This is a genomic window from Erythrobacter sp., assembly GCF_038133525.1.
Lineage (GTDB): Bacteria > Pseudomonadota > Alphaproteobacteria > Sphingomonadales > Sphingomonadaceae > Qipengyuania.
In genome coordinates, this window is record NZ_JAYPTL010000064.1 from 1 (window position 1) to 16,775 (window position 16,775).

The following is a 16,775-nucleotide window of genomic DNA, read 5'->3' on the forward strand; positions in this document are numbered from 1 at the left end:
GTATAGGGAACCAGCTCGTTGTCCTTCTTGGTCACCGGGACGTCAAAGCGGCGGCCGATCAGGCGCTTGACCGCGAACAGCGTGTTGTCGGGATTGGTGACGGCCTGGCGCTTGGCCGGCTGCCCGATCAGGCGCTCACCATCCTTGGTGAAGGCGACGATCGAAGGCGTCGTGCGCGCACCCTCCGAATTCTCGATGACCTTGGGTTTGCCCCCATCCATCACGGCGACACAGCTGTTGGTGGTGCCGAGGTCGATACCGATTACTTTAGCCATGGTTTCCCCATCAATTGGTTCGTTGGACGCCGCTCTGTCGGTCTCCCCTATGGGCAAGACCACTCGGCGGCTCGTTCGAGTGGTGTGTTAGGTAGTTGTTACTCGGGCGATATAGGTGTGGTTTCGCTTGGCACAAGGGAGGCGCCTCGCTAGTTTTTGCTCATTCGAGAGACAGGGGGAAATCCATGAAATTTTCGTATTTTGCCGGCGGAGCCCTTGCTGCAGCTGCATTGGCTTTGTCCAGCTGCGGTGGGCAGGAAGCGACGACAGAGGCGGTCGCTGATGCCAACTCTGCGGGGCTTGAGATAACCAATGGTCGGCTGATCCTGCCTGCAGTTTCGGGCAGGCCAGGTGCAGTTTTCTTCGACGTCAAGAACACTGGGGACCAGAACGTCGCCATCCGCAAAGCCACCATCAAGGGCGCGAGCAGCGCCGAGATCCATGACACATCGGAGTGGAACGGACAGATGGTGATGGGCGAAATGGGTCCTGTAATGGTCCCGGCCGGAGGGACGGATACGTTCGAATCTGGCGCCAAGCATGTGATGGCTTTCGACCTCGATCCCTCACTCACTGCCGGCGGGAAAACCGAACTAACGCTGACAGTAGCTGGCGGGAAGACCTCCACTGCCGAAATCGCCATTGTCGGCGCGGGGGAAGATCGCTGAGCGAACTCTCGGGGGTTGGTGGCGATCGCGAAGTGATCCCGTCATGTCCGATCGGCGGGGAACGACCGCTGACCCCTGGTGAGGTTGAACTGGCGAGATCCATCTTTGGCACGGCAATTGACTATAGCCAGGTCACGATAAGGCGGCGGAAGTGGTTTCCCTTCCAACCGCGACGGGTCACGATGGCGCCGCGAGGGCATGTCCACTTTCACCCGCGTAGTGACCGCTACTGCGATGATTTCTCATCCGCGGGCATATTCGATCAGGCCTTCCTGATCCACGAGTTGACGCATGTCTGGCAGACCCAGACCAAGGGAAACTGGTACCTTGTTACCCGCCGCATGCCCTGGGCACGTTACGATTACAGCCTGAAGCCGGGTTGGAGCCTTGAGAAGTACGGGATCGAGCAACAGGCGGAGATTGTTCGCCACGCCTTCTTATTGCGAAACGGGGTCAAGCTGGCGGGCGTCGGGGACGCTAGCACCTATGATATGCTAGTGCGCTTTCGGGGCACCGTCAGTCGTACTTGACGCCGGACAGGCCTTGGCCGCCATCAGCGATGAACGCATCGATGCGCTGTTCCAGCACGGGTAACGGTACCGAACCGAGCGCAAGCACCACGTCGTGAAACTTGCGAATGTCGAACTTCGGCCCGAGTTCCTGCTCCGCCTTGGCGCGGACCCGGCGGATGGTCATTTCGCCAAGCTTGTAGGCGAGCGCCTGCCCCGGCCAACTTATGTATCGATCGACCTCTGTGTTGACCTCGTGCTCGGACAAGGCGGTTCGGCTTCCGAGGTAGTCGACCGCTTGCTCACGGCTCCAGCCATAATGATGGATGCCAGTATCGATAACCAGGCGGACGGCGCGCCACATTTCGTAGCTGAGTTGACCAAACCGTTCGTAGGGTGTGCGGTAGATCCCCATCTCGTTGCCGAGATACTCGGTATAGAGGCCCCACCCTTCCCCGAAGCCCGAGAAATAGGTCTCCCGCCGGAACCGTGGCGCCTCATCCTGCTCAAGTGCCACCCCGGCCTGGAAACTGTGCCCGGGAATGCATTCATGCATCGTCAGGGCGGGGATGTTGTAGAGCGGGCGCGATGGGAGATCGTAGGTATTCATCTGGCACGCATCGAGTCCGCCGCGGCCAGCGGTGTAGAACGGCGCGATGGCCGGATCGACCGGGCGAATTGTGAAACGGTGGCGCGGCAGGAAGCCGAAATAGTCGGCAATCCGCCCATCCACACGTTTTGCCACATAGGCTGAAACACCCATCAGTTCGTCGGGTGTCTTGGCGACGAACTGTGGATCGGTGCGTAAGAAGTGGATGAATTCGGCCAGCGAACCTGCGAACTCGGCCTCGGCTTTCACTTGCTCCATTTGGGCAGTGATCCGGGCGACTTCGTCGAGGCCGATCCGGTGGATCTGCTCGGCAGTCAGGTCGAGCGTCGTGTATTCGCGGATGTTCTGCTGATAGTAGGCGGCACCGTCTGGCATTTTCTCGGCCGCCAGCGTGGTGCGCGTCTGGGGCAGGTACTCCTCGCGGAAGAAGCGCAGGAACTTCGCATAGGCTGGCGTTACCGCTGCCTCGATCGCGGCCCTGCCTTCGCGCTGCAGCCGTTCCCGATCCTCGGCGCTGAACCGTTCCGGGATTTGCTCGAAGGTACCCCAGAAAGGGCTCTTCTCGGGATCGTCGACCACATAGGCAGCCAGTGAGGCATCGCGCCCTTCAAGGGTCACTCGGGGCACGCTGAAGCCGCGCGCCAGCCCCGCCCTCGCATTGACCTCCTGCTCGGCGAAATAGCGCGGCAGATCGCGCATCCGGCCGATGTAGCGTTCGTAACCCTGAACCGTTGTGAAGCCGCGGCGCGCGGCGAGATAGCTCCAGAAGTTGTTGTCGCTATCGAACGGCATTTCCCATTCGCGAAAGCGCGCATCGCCGATCTCGATCTGCAACAGCGTCCGGAAGACCTCGGCATCAATCCTGGAGCTGGCAGAGAGCTGCACGATATCGATCGCGCGAAGCTTGTCGAGCGTCACCTGCGCGAATTGCGTGCGCAGGCGGTTTGCCTCCGGCGTCGCCGACGGCAGGCGGTCACCTTGCGAAGTGCTGCCGTCCGCTTCGACTACCTGGCCGTAATCGACCAGTCGCTGCTCATACCATTGCTCGGTGAGCGCTGAGAGTGCTGCATCGGCGCTCTCCTGCGCAGCGGCAGGCGCAGCAAGCGAGGCGGCGAGGACCGCCACCGGGATGAAAGCGTTCCTCATTGTACCCCCTCGCGCTGCAGGTTCAGTCTGGCTTCTTGGCCACGCCGACCATTGCCGGCCGTAGCAGGCGATCCTTCAGCATGTATCCGGCCTGCATTTCCTGCACGATGGTACCGGGTTCGTGATCCGCACTGGGGATTTCCATCATGGCCTGGTGCTGGTTCGGATCGAGCGGCATCCCGGTCGATGCGATGCGAGTGATGCCGTTCTGGGTGAACACCTTCTCCAACTCACGCTGGGTGGCTTCGATGCCAGCGATGAAGTTCTTCGACTTCTCGCTTTCACGCAGCTCTTCAGGAATGTGGTCGAGCGCCCGGGACAGGTTGTCTGCCACGCTCAGGATATCGCGAGCAAAGCCGGTGGCGGCGTAGCTGCGCGCGTCCTGGATTTCCTTCTCGAGCCGTCGACGAACATTCTGCGTTTCGGCGCGAGCGTAAAGCACATCCTGCATCGCAGCTTCGAGATCGTCCTTGAGCTTGCCGAGCGCATCCGCGAGCGACTCGCCTTCGCCATCGTCGCGCAGGTGTTCGGGCACGCCTTCCATCTCGCGTGCCAGTTCCTCGTCGACCGCCTTGGTCTGCGGTTCGTCCTTGTTCTCGTCAATCACGTGAAAAACCCTGTTAGCCTATTCTCTTGCCCAGCGAACGGGCGGTGAAATCCACCATGGGGACGACCCGCGCGTAATTCAACCGAGTCGGACCGATCACGCCCAATACGCCGACCACTCTACCCTCGCGGTCGCGATAGGGCGAGGCGATCACCGACGAGCCGGAGAGTGAGAACAACCGGTTCTCGCTGCCGATAAAGATACGCATGGCATCGGCGCGGCGCGCGCGCTCGAGCAGTTCGGCAACCGATTGCTTGCTTTCGAGGTCGTCGAGCAGGCTGCGAACCCGTTCGATATCGGACAGTGCCGCCTCGTCGAGCAGGTTGGCCTGCCCCCGAACAATCAGGACCGGGCGCCGCGCCGCGTCTTCCGTCCACACGGCGATGCCGCGCTGAACAAGATCGCGACTGGCCTCGTCAAGCGCGGTGCGGCCGCCTGCGATTTCCGTTGCGATCGCCTGGGCCGCTTCCGCAAGTGTTCGACCTGCCGTGCGCGCGGTCAAAAAGTTGCTTGCCTGTTCGAGTGAGGCACCTAGCGTACCCAGCGGCAGCGCCAGCACGCGGTTCTCGATATGCCCGTCTTCGCCCACCAGAACGGCAAGAACGCGGTTGGCATCCAGCGTCGTCAGCGACACCTGCGCCAGGCGCGGTTCCCGCCGTGGCACCATGACCATGCCTGCCGCGCCCGAAAGATCTGACAGCAGGGCGCTGGTTTCCTCCAAGGCGCGTTCGATCGGACCGGGTTCGGAAAGACGCTGCTCGATCGCAGCGCGCTCCTCACGGGTTGGTTCCGCTACCTGCATCATCGCATCGACGAACAGGCGCAACCCGGTTTCGGTCGGCATGCGCCCTGCACTGGTATGGGGCGCGGAAAGCAGCCCACGAGCTTCAAGATCGGCCAGGACATTGCGGATAGATGCAGGCGAGAGGTTCAGCGCACCCTCCCCCGCCAAAGTCTTTGACCCAACCGGGACGCCGCTTTCAAGGTAGCCTTCCACCACAAGGCGGAAAATTTCGCGGGCACGATCGCTAAGGTCGGTGAGCGGCGGGGAATTCATGGGGTCTATCTAGCGCACATGCTTGCGGCCTCAAGGGCCATGCGCCAAACGCCTCGTCGAGATTCGACTGCACTGGAGATTCCCATGCGACCTTCCGGCCGCGCGCCCGACGAAATGCGCGCCATCACAATCGAAACCGGCTATACCAAGCACGCTGAGGGTTCCTGTCTGATCAGCTTCGGCGAAACGCGCGTGCTGTGCACAGCATCGGTAGAGGATCGTTTGCCACCTTGGCTACGCGGTAAGGGCGAAGGTTGGGTCACCGGCGAATATTCCATGCTCCCCAGAGCCACCCATACGCGCGGCCAACGCGAAGCGGCAAAGGGCAAACAGAGCGGGCGTACACAGGAAATTCAACGTCTTATTGGTCGTAGCTTGCGCGCCGTTGTAGATTTGAAGAAGCTGGGCGAACACCAGATCACGCTCGATTGCGATGTGTTGCAGGCTGATGGCGGGACTCGTACCGCCTCGATTTCGGGTGCATGGGTTGCCTTGCGACTGGCCGTCGACGGATTGCTCAAATCGGGCGCGATCAAGGACGACCCGATCACCGCCAAGGTCGCTGCGATTTCGTGCGGCATCTATCAGGGAACGCCGGTACTGGACCTCGACTATCCCGAAGATAGCAGCGCCGATGCCGATGCGAATTTCGTCCTGATCGAGGGCGGCAAGATCGCAGAAGCGCAGGCCACCGCCGAGGGCGCACCCTATGACGAAGAAGGGTTCCTTAGGCTGCTCCGGCTCGCCCAGATAGGCTGTGCGCAGATATTCAAGGCACAGGATGAGGCAACCCGCAAATGACCCGTCGCCTCGGTTCGGGCTCGTTGGTGATTGCCACGCATAACGCGGGCAAGCTCAAGGAAATTACCGCACTGCTCGAACCGCACGGCGTAAAATGTCTGTCAGCAGGATCGCTCGGCCTGCCTGAACCCGCGGAAACCGGGACGACTTTCGTCCAGAATGCGTTGCTGAAGGCCCGCGCTGCTGCTGAGGCGTCAGGCCTTGCCGCTCTCGCAGACGATAGCGGCCTTGCGGTCGACGCGCTGGATGGGCGTCCTGGGGTCTACACCGCGGACTGGGCTGAACGGCAATGGTTCGAAGGTGAACCGGGTCGCGACTGGTACATGGCGATGGGGAAGGTCGAAGGGCTGCTGCAAGAAAAGGGTGGCGATGTAGACCGTTCCTGCGCTTTCCATTGCGTGCTCGCCCTCGCCTGGCCTGATGGCGACTATGCCATTTACGAAGGGCGCGTGGCGGGCACGCTGACCTGGCCGCCGCGTGGCACGATGGGCTTCGGCTATGATCCAGTCTTCGTACCGGTGGGCCGCCATCAGACCATGGCCGAGATGAAGCCCGCCGAAAAGCACGCGATCAGCCACCGTGCGGATGCATTCGCAAAACTCGTTGCCGAGCAGTTCGGCTGATTTCTCAGAAGGCTTTTTGGCCCCACACGTTTCCAGCGGGCCAGTAGCGGCAAACCAGGACGTCATTACCCCGCCCGGTCACGAGCGCACAGCCGACCTCGCGAGTATCGCGCCAAACCACCTGCGAGTAATGGCCCACATCGGCCCAGTCGCCGGTTCTGGAGATATGCGGAAAGGTACCGGGCTGGAAGTTCGCCTTCTCGGCGATGAACATCCCCACCATATCTTCTACCGGCCAATGACCTGCCGTGCCCATCCACAGGTTCTCACCCGTCCCATTGCGCATGCCGGCATCGGCATGTTGTAAGACGCCGCGCCGAGACAGAGACTGCGCCCACTGTGCAGCTTCGCGTTCGAGCGCCACGTTCCAGCGCAACTGGGGGACCTCAAGGCGCTCCCGCTCGGCGTTGTGCGTCGCGAGAATTCTCGATGCTAGGTGAGGGTCTTCTGGGGCCGCTGGTGCCGTTGCGCTTGCAGCCACGGCAAGGCTCGTGGCAAAAGCCACTCCCAGCGCGCCGATCCACGGCGCAAACTGCTTTACCGCTCTGACCATCGCCTGCGATTTTCGGTGGATCGGGTAAAAAATCTCTGAAGGCATCCTTGGCACGCGCACTCTATATCCACTGGCCTTTCTGTCTCGCGAAATGTCCATATTGCGACTTCAATAGCCATGTTCGCGCCGCGGCCGATATTGGTGACTGGGAAACGGCACTGCTTGCCGATATGCGTCACGAGGCATCCAACGGTACAACCGAGGAATCGCTCGCAAGTATCTTTTTTGGCGGCGGAACTCCTTCCCTTATGCCGCCCGCGCTCGTGGCCCGCCTCCTAACCGAGGTTGAAGCTCTGTGGGGTTTCGATCCCGAGATCGAGATTACCCTTGAGGCCAATCCATCCTCCGTCGAGGCTGCGAACTTCGCCGCCCTTGCAACGGCCGGAGTGAACAGAGTTTCCCTTGGGGTGCAGTCGCTCCGCGATGAAGTGTTGCGTTTTCTCGGCAGGCTCCACGACGTCGGCGAGGCGTTCCAGGCTATCGAGACAGCGCAGAGTCACTTCGATCGCGTATCGATCGACCTGATCTACGCCAGGCCCGACCAGACTGCAGAACAGTGGGCCGGAGAGCTTGGTGAAGCGCTTTCACTGGGAACTGATCACCTTTCCCTGTACCAGCTGACCATCGAGCCTGCCACGCGCTTCGCGACCGACGTACGCCGTGGGGTGTTTACTCCGCTCGATGATGATCATGCGGCAGACCTCTTCGCCGTCACACGTGACATGACCACATCGGCCGGGCTGCCCGCATATGAGGTGAGCAACCACGCGCGACCGGGTCAGGAAAGCCGCCACAACCTCACATACTGGCGTTACCAGGATTACGTCGGGATCGGACCGGGGGCACATGGACGACGCGGGAATGCTGCCACGGTGCGTCACAAGAAGCCGGAAAACTTCCTCGCTGCCGTGGCATCAACCGGACACGGCATTGCCGAAGAACGCAGTCTTGAGCGACACGAGCAGGCTTCGGAGGCCCTGCTGATGGGCCTGAGGCTGGCCGAAGGCATCGACCTCACCGGGCTGGCACGGCGCTTCGACGTCGAACAGCCGCGACTGATCGATGACGCCAAGCTGGCGCTGTACCGCGATTTGGGATTGATGTGGTCTGGGGAAGGACGAATTGGCGTCACGCCGCAAGGCATGCCTCTGCTGGATGCGTTACTTGGTGAAGTGGTTCGAGAGGAACTGGTGACGCCATGAGCCGTGCCGATATCCTCGAAGCATGGCATGTCCACTTGGCCCTCGCCCGTCGCCGATCGCCACACACCGTCCGCGCCTACGACAAGGCGGCAGAGCGGCTCTTATCCGGCCTTGGGTTCGAGACCTGGGATGACATCGCCGACGTCACCGCGACACGGTTGCGCAGCCACATTGCTGCCAGACGCGAAGATGGATTGTCCAACGTCTCCGCCGCGCGCGAATTGTCTGCGCTCAAGGGCTTTATTGCCTTTGCCCGCGTTCAGGCGGGGCGCGAAAATACCGACGCTCCGCGCCTGCGAGGACCACGGATCAAAAAGGGGCTGCCCCGTCCCGTCACACCCGATGATGCTCTGGGCTTGGCCGAAACGGTCGAGGCGATGGCCCTGGAAGACTGGACCGGCGCGCGCGATCGCGCGATTCTCCTGCTGCTTTATGGTGCCGGCATGCGGATTGCGGAGGCACTTTCGCTCAAGGGAAGCGACTACCCTCTCGCAGAGCGTCTGACGGTCACCGGCAAGGGTGGGAAGCAGCGCGTGGTGCCTATCCTGCCAATTGTCCGTGATGCGGTTATGGAATATGTGCGCCGTTCACCCTGGCCAGTCGAAAAGGATGCACCACTCTTTCGGGGAGCGCGAGGCGGTCCGCTGGGCCAGGGAATGGTGCAGAAGGCAACAGCACGAGCGCGCAAGGCGCTGGGACTGACCGACACGGCCACTCCCCACGCCTTGCGTCATAGCTTCGCGACCCACTTGCTCGGGGCTGGAGCGGACCTGCGCAGCTTGCAGGAACTGCTTGGGCACGCAAGTCTGGGATCGACCCAGATTTACACCAAGGTCGACGCTGCAACCTTGCTTGAAACCTATCGGAATTCGCACCCCCGTGAACGAGACTAACTGGGGTCGATCCGGTGTTTCCAGGTAATAATCCGATAGAGATACCAGAGCACACCAGCGCCCAGGAACCCGCCCACCACCCAGCCCGCGGCGGATTCATACCGGGTCATCAGGTGGGCCAGCGAACTGCCCCCGGCAATAAGCGCTCCATTCCAGATCAACGAACCCAGAAAGGTAAACAGCAGAAACCGGCCGAGATGCATGTGTGCGAGGCCCGCTGGCAGCGAGATGATCGTCCGCAGGAACGGTGAGAAACGCAGGAGGAAAACGATCAATTCACCGTTGCGCCGGAAACGCCGGCGTGCCTTCTCAAAGTCGGACCACTCGAAGGTCAGCCAACGGCCATACGCGTCAATGAAACTGCGCAGATCACTCTCGTTCCAACGGCGACCGATCCAGTACCAGAAGTAATTTCCCGCTGTAGTGCCGACAGTTCCGATAAGCAGCAGGGGGAGAAATGCCATCTGGCCACGTGCGACGAGCACGCCACCGAAGCCCATGATGATTTCGGATGGTATTGGTGGGACAATATTCTCAAGCGCCATCAGCACGAAGATGCCGAGGTATCCCCCAGCAGCAATGGTTTCGAGGATGAAGGCGTTCACTGATGGACTAACGCGATTATTGACTAAAGGTTCGCGTGCCTGCGCTCAATCGCATCCCAGATGCGCCCAGGCGTATCGGTCCCGTTGAATTTGTCGATGGCGACAATGCCGGTTGGTGAAGTGACATTGATTTCGGTCAGCCATTGGCCGCCGATCACGTCAATGCCTACAAAAACAAGACCACGCCGCTTCAGCTCCGGCCCCATTGCAGCGCAGATTTCCTCCTCGCGTGAGGTCAGCGTAGTCGCTTCCGCGTGCCCACCCTGGGCCAAGTTCGAACGAAACTCACCTTCACCAGGGAACCTGTTGATTGCACCAACGAATTCGCCATCGACGAGCACGATGCGCTTGTCCCCTTCGGCGACTTCGGGAAGGAAAGGCTGGACCATGTGCGGTTCAGGCCAGGTCTGATTGAAAACCTCTGACAGCGCGGACAAGTTGGTGCCCTCCGCATCGATACGGAAGATCGCCTTGCCGCCATTGCCATGCAGCGGCTTGACCACCACAGATCCATGCTTCTGCTGAAATTCGCGAATATCCTCCAACCTGCGTGCAACCAGCGTCGGGGGCATGAACCGCGCATAATCGAGCACGAACATCTTCTCGGGTGCGTTGACCACTTCGCGCGGATCGTTTGCCACCAGTGTTGTGCCCTTGAGCCGATCCAGCAGGAAGGCAGCGCTGATGTAGCCGAGGTGGAACGGCGGGTCCTGCCGCATCAGGATAACGTCGATATCCTGCGCAAGATCGATCCTGCGCCGTTCGCCTGCCGTATAGTGATTGCCCGCTACGCGTTGCACCGTGACTGGTGCGGCATGCGCCGTGATCCGGCCTTGCGGCGTGCCGTCGCTTTCGTAGGCGAGCGATGCGACGTCGTAGTGCCAGATTTCGTGCCCGCGCGCCTGCGCCGACAGCATGAGCGCGAACGAACTATCACCCGCGATATTGATGGTCTCCAGCGGGTCCATCTGGATGGCGACGCGTAACGGCATGCGAACTCCTCAAGGCTGCCAAGCGTTGGCGATGTGGCGAGGGAAGGCGCCGGGTGCAAGGAGGATAACATCAATCCTGATATCTTCGCCGCCCTCGGCGTAGCGATGCGCCACCGCCTCGACCGCCGCGGCGACCCTGCCCAGCCGGAATTCGTCGATCGCATGATCGAGATCTTCTCTCCGCTTCCGCCACTTAACTTCGACAAAGGCGATCAGCTTGCCGCGCTTCGCCACCAGGTCAATCTCGCCCACGGGAGTCTTGACCCGCCGGTCGAGTATTTGCCAGCCCTTGGCACGCAGCCATAACGATGCGCGCACTTCACCGCTGCGCCCGCTTTGTTCGGCAATCTGGCGCGTCATTCCCTGCGCAGTTCCATCGCACGAGCGTAGAGCGACTTGCGGTCAAGGCCAGTGGCTTTGGCGACCTGCGCGGCTGCCTGCGAAGCCTTCATGGTCTCGAGCGCTTCCATCAGCAATACGTCGCGGTCCGCTTCCGATGAAACCGAAGGCAAGGGAGGCCCGACCAGCAGCACGATCTCTCCCCTAGGCGGGTTCGCTTCGTAATAGGCCATCAGACCGTCAGGTAGCCCGCGGCGCGTTTCTTCGTGCAGTTTGGTCAATTCGCGCCCTACCGCCACTTCACGATCCGGCAGGCACTCCCGTATCGATTCGAGCGATTTGAGCAGGCGTGGCGCCGTCTCGTAGAAGATTAGAGTGGTATCGATCGTTGCGAGTTCTTCCAGTACTTCACGACGAGCCTTGTCCTTCGCCGGCAAGAAGCCTGCAAACAGGAAACGGTCATTGGGCAGGCCGGAAAGCGAAAGCCCCATCACTGCAGCGCAGGCACCGGGGATCGCCGTCACAGCGATACCTTCGGACCGGCAGTCATTGACCAAGCGATAACCGGGGTCACTCACCAGAGGGGTCCCGGCATCGCTCACCAGAGCGACCGCACGTGTTCTCGTTGCGTCTACAAGCCTGTTTCTGTCCCGGTGCTCGCTATGATCGTCGTAGCGCCACAGCGGTTTGGATATGCCCAAATGCTTCAGCAATTTTCCGGTGACGCGCGTATCTTCACAAGCAACGGCATCGCATCGTCGCAGCACGTCAATTGCGCGGAGAGTTATGTCGCCAAGGTTGCCGATCGGGGTCGCGACGATATAGAGCCCCGGATTGAGGCTGTGTTCGGGAAGGTGGGTCTCGCTCACCGATCCCCCATGAACCATTGCAGAGGGACGCCGCAAGATGAAGCGCTGGACAATCGACCGTCGGACTATCGTGACCGCCGGATTGGCGGCATTGCTGGCAGGGTGTTCGATCATCCCCAAGGGAGCAGAACGCCCCGCACCAGCACCAACACCGACGGCCGAGCCGAGCGATAGCGTGTTGCCGGAAGACCAGACGCGTCATCGCATTGCCTTGCTTGTCCCAATGTCCGGCGACAATGGCAACGTGGGGCTGGCGATTTCGAACGCCACCACCATGGCGCTGCTTGATACAAACGCGAACAACCTGCGCATCACGACTTATGATACCGCCGCTGGTGCCGATGCCGCTGCAAGGCAGGCGGTACGCGAAGGCAATAAGCTGATCCTCGGCCCGCTGCTGGGGAGCAATATCCCTGCTGTGCTATCGGTTGCGCGGCCTGCCGACGTGCCGGTGATCTCCTTCTCCAACGATACCAATGCCGCGGGCCCGGACGTCTTCGTAATGGGCCATGTGCCGGAACAATCGGTGATGCGGACAATCCAGTTTGCGCGAAATCGGGGGGCGCAGAATTTCGCGATCATTGCGCCTGACGGGGATTACGGTGTCCGCGCCGAAGAAGCCATGCGGCGGTCGGTTAGCGCTTATGGCGGCACAGTTGTCTGGACCGAGCGTTATTCGCGCGGGAACACATCGATCGTCAGCGCAGCGGAGCGCCTCAAGGTGCATGGCGGCTATGACACCGTCCTGATCGCCGATGGTGCGCGACTGGCCGAACAAGCTGCGGCGGTGCTGAAACCTGGCGGGACAGGCCCCGTCCGGCTGCTGGGAACCGAATTGTGGAGTGGCGAAAGTTCGGTCGCCCGTGCCACTGCAATGCAGGGGGCCTTGTTCTCGGCCGTGTCAGACGCGCGCTACAAGCGCTTCGTTGATAGTTATGAGGCCCGGTTCGGCACCCAACCCTATCGTATCGCCACCCTGGGATATGACGCGGTCTTGCTTACGCTGCGCGTGGCACGCGACTGGAAGGTCGGAACCAATTTTCCACTCGCCGCGCTACGCAGCGAAGACGGCTTCCTTGGCCTCGACGGGGCGTTCCGGTTTGGTCGCACAGGCGTGGTTGAACGAGCAATGGAGGTCCGCGAAGTTCGCGCCGGGGGTGTCGTGGTGGTGGACAACGCACCCACCAAGTTCTGAGCGGGGCGGATAACCGCCCTCGCCCGCTTGTTCGGGTGCGAAACCGCGCGATATAGCAGAGCGATGTCCGACGATCTTTTCGACAATACCCCCGCTTCGAGCGGTGACTATGACGCATCATCTATCGAGGTTCTCGAGGGTCTGGAGCCGGTGCGCCGCCGGCCGGGGATGTATATCGGCGGGACCGATGATCGTGCCTTGCACCACCTCGTCGCCGAAGTGCTCGATAACGCCATGGACGAGGCGGTGGCTGGCCATGCGAGCCGGATTGAGGTGCGGCTTGATGAGGGCAACCAGGTCACCATCACCGATAATGGCCGTGGCATGCCGGTTGCCGAACATCCCAAATACCCGGGCAAGTCGACGCTCGAGGTGATCCTCACCATGCTGCATTCGGGCGGCAAGTTCTCGGGCAAGGCCTATGCTACAAGTGGCGGCCTCCACGGCGTTGGCGTCAGCGTGGTCAATGCGCTGTCGAGCCATACGCGGGTTGAGGTGGCGCGTGATAGGCAGCTTTACGCTCAAGAGTTTTCCAAGGGGCACCCAACCGGAAAACTGCAGGACCTTGGCCCCACCCCCAATCGCCGGGGAACTACCGTCAGCTTTGTACCCGACACAGAGATTTTCGGGGATCGCGCCTTCAGTCCGAAGCGTTTGTTCAAACTCGCCCGATCCAAGGCCTACCTCTTTGCTGGGGTCGAGATTCGCTGGAAATGCGCACCCTCGCTTGCCACCGAGGATGTACCGCAAGAAGCAGTTTTCAAGTTTCCGGGCGGCCTCGCCGATCATCTCGCCGAAATCATTGGCGGGCGCGAATGCGTGACCACGCAGCCTTTTACGGGCTCGCAGGACTTTCCCGACCTTGGTGACATGCCGCAAGGGCGGGTCGAATGGGCGATCGCCTGGCCGCTCTATTCGGATGGATCGACAAGCTGGTACTGTAACACGGTGCCGACGCCCGACGGTGGTACGCACGAACAGGGACTGCGCGCGGCCTTGACCAAGGGCCTGCGCGCCTTCGGTGAACTCACGGGCGCGAAGAAGGCCAAGGAGATCAGCGCCGACGACGTGATGACCGGCGCCGACATCATGCTCAGTGTTTTTATCCGCGACCCGCAATTCCAGAGCCAGACCAAGGACCGCCTGACGTCGCCAGAGGCCGCACGCCTCGTCGAGAATGCGGTGCGAGACCACTTCGATCACTTCCTCACCGACAATATGGAACGCGGCAAAGCTCTGCTCGGTCAAGTCATGGAGCGGATGGACGAACGCTTGCGCCGCAAGGCGGAACGTGAGGTCAAGCGGAAGACTGCTACCAATGCCAAGAAGCTACGCCTTCCCGGCAAGCTCACCGACTGTTCTGGCGAGGGTGACGGGGAGACCGAACTCTTCATCGTAGAGGGCGATTCCGCAGGCGGCAGCGCCAAGCTGGCACGCAATCGCAAGACCCAGGCCATCCTGCCGATCAGGGGCAAGATACTCAACGTCGCCAGCGCAACGGCAGACAAGATCCGGGCCAATTCCGAGATCGCCGATCTGACGCTCGCGATGGGTTGCGGGACGCGCAAGGACTGTGATCCTGAGAATCTTCGTTACGACCGGATCATCATCATGACCGATGCGGATGTCGATGGCGCCCACATCGCGACGCTACTGATGACATTCTTCTTCCAGGAAATGCCTGACATCGTGCGCAACGGGCATCTCTACCTTGCCCAACCGCCACTCTACCGCCTCACCGCAGGCAAGGAGAGCCGCTATGCCCGCGACGATGTTCATCGCAGGGAGTTGGAGGAGACGGTGTTCAAGGGCAAGAAAGTCGAAGTGGCACGGTTCAAAGGTCTAGGGGAGATGAATCCTTCCCAGCTGCGCGAAACGACCATGAATCCGGCTACCCGCGGCCTCATCCGTATCACGCTACCGCAAGAATTCGAACAGCGAGCGGGCGTGGCGCGCCTGGTCGACGAATTGATGGGCCGCAACCCCGAACATCGTTTCAATTTCATCCAGAACAATGCCGGCGACATCGATCGGGAAATGATCGACGCCTAGGTCTCTTGTGGCAGTGCCAGCCGGCGCCAGAGCACCCAAAACAGGCCAACCAAAGCGAGTGGAATTGTTGGAACGCCGAATTGAAGTGCCAACGGCCTGGCCAATAGTGTGGCGAGAAAAGCGAAGGCACTGATGGCCTTTTCCCAATCGCGATAACCGGTACCTGCGAGATAAAGCAGCGGCAAGGCCAAGATTACCATGTCATAGTCCAGTGCGAATGGTGTCACGAGCGCTGCACCAGTAAGCACCAATGCGGCTAATGCGTGCGACCAGTCCCGCCGCCAACTCACCGAGACGACTGCCAAACTGACGGTTCCCGCGACGATGAGTTGAATCACATAAGCGAAAACATCGGACGCACCGACTAATTTTGATGCGGCAAACACGCTCACCATCTTGCCGTATCCAATACTGCCGCCTGCCATCGATTCCTGGGCATCGGCGGTAAGCTCATACCAGTCGACCCAGATACCCGGTCCGAAAGCGAGCGTTGCAAATAGTGTCTGAAGCGCGACCGTTCCCACAGCGACTACTGCTACCCGCCAATTGCCGGTCAATAAGATGGCAATTGGGATAAGTAGCCCAAACTGGGGTTTGAAGGTTGCGAGACCCAGAAGCAGGCCGGCGATCCAAGGCCGATCTCTCACCAGTAACAAGCCTGAACCGAGCAGGGCCGCGAGCAGGAAACTCGTTTGCCCGTGTGTGATCGTGATCAGAACTGGCGGGAATGCGGCGAGCCACAGCCAGATTGGGAGCTTCAAGTCCAGATGCCTCGCCCACATCCTGGCGGTCGCAACGAACACGGTGCCGGTCGTCACGAGCCATAGTCCAAGTGCGGCGAAATAAGAGAGAAAGCCCAATGGATAGCAAGCGATGAGAAACATTGGCGGATAGAAGTATGCCGGATATCCACCCAGCGTCGGGGCGAACGTTTGCATAACCGCGAGGTGTGCCCCAGCATCGTAAGGCGATTGACCCGAAGTCGATAGCTTACCCGCAGCCCAGAAACTCAGGAAATCGCTTCCGATAATCTGGCCGAAAGCGTCGATATTATCCGAAGAACTGATGAGCAAATAGGCCAGTGTCCCGACGTTAATCACTGCAAACAGCCAAGCGTATCCGCGCACTGACTTGGTGTCTAACTGACCGGCGTACCGCAGCTCCTCCACACTACCTCCGTCAATCAACCTGCTTATCAACGTCTTACACAGCATGGACAGGCCCACAACATGTGGAGGCTGAGATACGCGAGTAAATGTGACCAGGGCTCGACGCGCGCCCTCTTGCCCTTCGCCTCTTGGCCCCCTAACGCTTACGTAAAGTTGCAAGGGAAAACCGATGTCCGAACAAACCCGTTTTGAAGGTACCAGCTCTTATATCGCGACCGAAGACCTCAAGGTTGCGGTCAATGCTGCGGTCACGCTTCGTCGTCCGCTCCTCGTCAAGGGCGAGCCTGGAACCGGCAAGACGGTGTTGGCGCATGAAATATCGAAGGCGCTCAACGCTCCGATGCTCGCGTGGAACGTCAAGTCGACCACGCAGGCGCAGCAAGGTCTTTATGAGTACGATGCGGTCGCCCGCCTGCGTGATGGCCAGCTGGGTGACGAGCGGGTTCACGATATTTCGAACTACATCAAGAAGGGCAAGCTTTGGGAGGCATTTACCTCGCCCGAGCTGCCGGTGCTGCTGATCGACGAGATCGACAAGGCGGATATCGAGTTTCCCAACGATCTGCTGCAAGAGCTCGATCGGATGAGCTTCGATGTTTACGAAACACAT

The 16,775-nt window shown here is 60.6% G+C and carries 19 protein-coding genes; 9 read left to right on the plus strand and 10 right to left on the minus strand.

All coding sequences use genetic code 11. The features are described 5' to 3' along the window. A partial coding sequence (locus AAFM29_RS14285) for an Hsp70 family protein (protein WP_341713463.1) occupies positions 1 to 275 on the minus strand: 275 nt, incomplete at its 3' end. A 185-nt stretch (positions 276 to 460) separates the two neighbouring features. Between AAFM29_RS14285 and AAFM29_RS14290 the strand changes: the two genes are divergently transcribed. Together AAFM29_RS14290 and AAFM29_RS14295 are read left to right on the plus strand one after the other, a co-directional pair. After that, a complete protein-coding gene (locus AAFM29_RS14290) occupies positions 461 to 943 on the plus strand; it encodes a copper chaperone PCu(A)C (RefSeq protein WP_341713464.1) in 483 nt (160 codons plus the stop codon). Between the two features lie 182 nt (positions 944 to 1,125). Next, a complete protein-coding gene (locus AAFM29_RS14295; protein WP_371830755.1) occupies positions 1,126 to 1,473 on the plus strand; it encodes a hypothetical protein in 348 nt (115 codons plus the stop codon). Here AAFM29_RS14295 and AAFM29_RS14300 read toward each other — a convergent pair. Genes AAFM29_RS14300 through hrcA form a run of 3 tightly spaced genes read right to left on the minus strand, consistent with a single transcriptional unit; the run spans position 1,460 to position 4,872 of the window. Further along, entirely contained in the window at positions 1,460 to 3,208 is a 1,749-nt protein-coding gene (locus AAFM29_RS14300) for a DUF885 family protein (RefSeq protein ID WP_341713466.1), read from the minus strand. The two genes, AAFM29_RS14295 and AAFM29_RS14300, sit on opposite strands and share 14 nt — an antisense overlap. Before the next feature lie 22 nt (positions 3,209 to 3,230). Beyond that, positions 3,231 to 3,815 carry a nucleotide exchange factor GrpE gene (gene grpE, locus AAFM29_RS14305; protein WP_371830756.1) on the minus strand — a complete coding sequence of 195 codons (585 nt, stop codon included), beginning with the start codon at positions 3,813 to 3,815 and terminating at the stop codon, positions 3,231 to 3,233. 13 nt (positions 3,816 to 3,828) lie between these two features. Next, positions 3,829 to 4,872, minus strand: a complete 1,044-nt coding sequence (gene hrcA, locus AAFM29_RS14310) for a heat-inducible transcriptional repressor HrcA (protein WP_341713467.1) — start codon at positions 4,870 to 4,872, stop codon at positions 3,829 to 3,831. An 84-nt stretch (positions 4,873 to 4,956) separates the two neighbouring features. Between hrcA and rph the strand changes: the two genes are divergently transcribed. Further along, positions 4,957 to 5,673, plus strand: a complete 717-nt coding sequence (gene rph, locus AAFM29_RS14315) for a ribonuclease PH (protein ID WP_341713468.1) — start codon at positions 4,957 to 4,959, stop codon at positions 5,671 to 5,673. Then, complete coding sequence (gene rdgB / locus AAFM29_RS14320) at positions 5,670 to 6,296, plus strand: RdgB/HAM1 family non-canonical purine NTP pyrophosphatase (RefSeq protein WP_341713469.1); 627 nt, start codon at positions 5,670 to 5,672, stop codon at positions 6,294 to 6,296. Before rph ends, rdgB begins: the two co-directional genes overlap by 4 nt. Positions 6,297 to 6,300: 4 nt before the next feature. On the opposite strand, the gene AAFM29_RS14325 is transcribed toward rdgB, so the two are convergent. Continuing rightward, the gene (locus tag AAFM29_RS14325) at positions 6,301 to 6,849 is read right to left on the minus strand and encodes a CAP domain-containing protein (protein WP_341713471.1); all 549 of its coding nucleotides are present in this window, start codon (positions 6,847 to 6,849) and stop codon (positions 6,301 to 6,303) included. A gap of 47 nt (positions 6,850 to 6,896) precedes the next feature. Here AAFM29_RS14325 and hemW point away from each other — a divergent pair, with 47 nt between their 5' ends. Then, positions 6,897 to 8,051, plus strand: coding sequence for a radical SAM family heme chaperone HemW (gene hemW / locus AAFM29_RS14330; RefSeq protein ID WP_341713473.1), 1,155 nt, complete (start codon positions 6,897 to 6,899; stop codon positions 8,049 to 8,051). Further along, positions 8,048 to 8,944: a tyrosine recombinase XerC gene (locus tag AAFM29_RS14335; RefSeq protein ID WP_341713474.1), complete on the plus strand. Its 897-nt coding sequence runs from the start codon at positions 8,048 to 8,050 to the stop codon at positions 8,942 to 8,944. The genes hemW and AAFM29_RS14335 overlap by 4 nt, the downstream gene beginning before the upstream one ends. Here AAFM29_RS14335 and AAFM29_RS14340 read toward each other — a convergent pair. Genes AAFM29_RS14340 through rsmI form a run of 4 tightly spaced genes read right to left on the minus strand, consistent with a single transcriptional unit; the run spans position 8,941 to position 11,749 of the window. Then, positions 8,941 to 9,549, minus strand: coding sequence for a DedA family protein (locus tag AAFM29_RS14340; RefSeq protein WP_341713475.1), 609 nt, complete (start codon positions 9,547 to 9,549; stop codon positions 8,941 to 8,943). The two genes, AAFM29_RS14335 and AAFM29_RS14340, sit on opposite strands and share 4 nt — an antisense overlap. Before the next feature lie 23 nt (positions 9,550 to 9,572). After that, complete coding sequence (gene gshB / locus AAFM29_RS14345) at positions 9,573 to 10,541, minus strand: glutathione synthase (RefSeq protein ID WP_341713476.1); 969 nt, start codon at positions 10,539 to 10,541, stop codon at positions 9,573 to 9,575. 9 nt (positions 10,542 to 10,550) lie between these two features. Next, positions 10,551 to 10,901, minus strand: a complete 351-nt coding sequence (locus tag AAFM29_RS14350; RefSeq protein WP_341713477.1) for a YraN family protein — start codon at positions 10,899 to 10,901, stop codon at positions 10,551 to 10,553. Continuing rightward, entirely contained in the window at positions 10,898 to 11,749 is an 852-nt protein-coding gene (gene rsmI, locus AAFM29_RS14355; RefSeq protein ID WP_341713478.1) for a 16S rRNA (cytidine(1402)-2'-O)-methyltransferase, read from the minus strand. The genes AAFM29_RS14350 and rsmI overlap by 4 nt, the downstream gene beginning before the upstream one ends. A 37-nt stretch (positions 11,750 to 11,786) precedes the next feature. Here rsmI and AAFM29_RS14360 point away from each other — a divergent pair, with 37 nt between their 5' ends. Together AAFM29_RS14360 and parE are read left to right on the plus strand one after the other, a co-directional pair. After that, entirely contained in the window at positions 11,787 to 12,944 is a 1,158-nt protein-coding gene (locus AAFM29_RS14360) for a penicillin-binding protein activator (RefSeq protein ID WP_341713479.1), read from the plus strand. Positions 12,945 to 13,007: 63 nt separating this feature from the next. Continuing rightward, complete coding sequence (parE, locus tag AAFM29_RS14365; protein ID WP_341713480.1) at positions 13,008 to 14,996, plus strand: DNA topoisomerase IV subunit B; 1,989 nt, start codon at positions 13,008 to 13,010, stop codon at positions 14,994 to 14,996. On the opposite strand, the gene AAFM29_RS14370 is transcribed toward parE, so the two are convergent. Next, positions 14,993 to 16,165 carry a glycosyltransferase family 87 protein gene (locus AAFM29_RS14370; RefSeq protein ID WP_341713481.1) on the minus strand — a complete coding sequence of 391 codons (1,173 nt, stop codon included), beginning with the start codon at positions 16,163 to 16,165 and terminating at the stop codon, positions 14,993 to 14,995. The two genes, parE and AAFM29_RS14370, sit on opposite strands and share 4 nt — an antisense overlap. Before the next feature lie 169 nt (positions 16,166 to 16,334). On the opposite strand from AAFM29_RS14370, the gene AAFM29_RS14375 reads away from it, so the two are divergent. Next, on the plus strand, positions 16,335 to 16,775 hold a 441-nt coding region (locus AAFM29_RS14375; protein WP_341713482.1), incomplete at its 3' end, for a MoxR family ATPase.